Origin of the sequence: Nocardioides sp. NPDC057577 (assembly GCF_042801335.1) — a bacterium.
Taxonomy (GTDB): Bacteria; Actinomycetota; Actinomycetes; order Propionibacteriales; family Nocardioidaceae; genus Nocardioides.
In genome coordinates, this window is the sequence record NZ_JBHVGB010000324.1 from 1 (window position 1) to 1,514 (window position 1,514).

Consider the following 1,514-nt stretch of genomic DNA (forward strand, 5'->3'; position numbering starts at 1 on the left):
CCGCTGCCAGGACCGGTACACGGGAATCACAGTCATGAACGGATAATCGCAGCCACCCCCACCTCACCCTCACTCTCACCCTCACCCTCACCCTCACCCTCACCCTCACCAGCGAAAAGGTCGACTCCGCTTCTGCGAGGGCGCATGCGGCGTCTCCTGGAGCGGCTTCGAAGGAGCTACGAACATGTCACGCCTTGGCTGACGCGCTGCGCCCGCGGTGAGGAGGACGTCGAGGTGGTGGGCGTCGCCATCGTCGCGGCGTGCCACATGGTCCTTCGCTTGCTGCTGGAGGCCGTCTTCTAGGGCCTGTGTGAGGTTGTGATCATTCGGTCGTCGGTAAGAGGTCGTTGATCCAGATCAGAGAGGCTCGGAGGTGGAGTCCGGCGTCGTAGCTCTCGGGGGACTTGTCGTAGCGGGTGGCGATGCCGCGCCAGGCTTTCAGTTTGTTGATCATGCGTTCGACGGTGTTGCGGTCCTTGTAGAGCTCGGCGTCGTGGGTGACGGGCCGGCCGCCCTTGCGGCCGCGGTTCTTGCGGTGGGCGGCCTGGTCCTTCTTCTCCGGGATGACGGCCTTGATGCCGCGTTTACGCAGGTAGGACCGGTTGGCGCGGGAGGAGTACGCCTTGTCGCCGGCGACCGCGTCCGGCCGGGTGCGTGGGCGGCCGACGGGCAACCGGATGCGGACCTTGTTCAGGACGGGGAGGAACTGCGGGCTGTCGGCGGCCTGTCCAGCCGTCAACACGAGCGCCAGGGGGCGGCACTTGCGGTCGGAAGCGAGGTGGACCTTGCAGGTCAGGCCGCCTCTGGACCGGCCGAGCAGGGCCTGCTTCAGGCGGGCTTTGCGTCTTCGCCGGATGCGTCGCCGTTCTTCCCGTCCAGGATCGTCGGCGTCGCCCTGTCCGTTCTGTTCCCCTTGGCCGCCCCCTTTTGCCGGGCCTGTTCCTGTTCCCGCACGGCCTTCTCCAGGGCCTCCATGACCTCGGGGGCGACGGGTATTCCGGCGGCGTCGTGATGCGCGCGGGTGGTCGTGGAATCCACGCTGACCAGTGACAGGTCGGTCTTCCCCTGCCCGGCGGCCTCGGCGATCAGCCCCTCGAGCAGTGCGGTGAACACGCCTGCGTCCCGCCAGACCCGGAAACGGCCGTAGACGGTGGGCCAGGGACCGAACTGCTCGGGCATCTCCCGCCACTGGGCGCCGGACCGGAAACGCCAGATCACACCCTCGAACTGGTCCCGCAACTTCACCGGGTAGGGGCCGTACTCGCCGACCGGCAAGTACGGCTGGATGAGTTCCCACTGGTCGTCACTGAGCTGTCGGCGCGTCACACCGGCGTTCTACCGTGATCCGTCCCGGCACGGCAGCGGAACGCAGATATTGATCACGACCTCACACAGGCCCTAGGCAGCCCGGCTGGCAGGAACATGGGCGTCGGCTGTGTGTTCCTGTGCGCGTGCCGTGACCACGGACGGGACCGGGGGACGGCCGGCACCGGAGGCGGCACACGACGTGAAAC

General features: G+C 67.5%; 1 protein-coding gene and 1 pseudogene. One reads left to right on the forward strand and one right to left on the reverse strand.

Annotated features, from left to right (window positions below):
- The first annotated feature begins 144 nt into the window (after positions 1–144).
- Positions 145–303 carry a hypothetical protein gene (locus ACFU7D_RS29470; protein WP_157840981.1) on the forward strand — a complete coding sequence of 53 codons (159 nt, stop codon included), beginning with the start codon at positions 145–147 and terminating at the stop codon, positions 301–303.
- 19 nt (positions 304–322) lie between these two features.
- On the opposite strand, the pseudogene ACFU7D_RS29475 reads toward ACFU7D_RS29470, so the two are convergent.
- Positions 323–1,326: pseudogene (locus tag ACFU7D_RS29475) on the reverse strand (IS5 family transposase).
- Positions 1,327–1,514 lie beyond the last annotated feature (188 nt).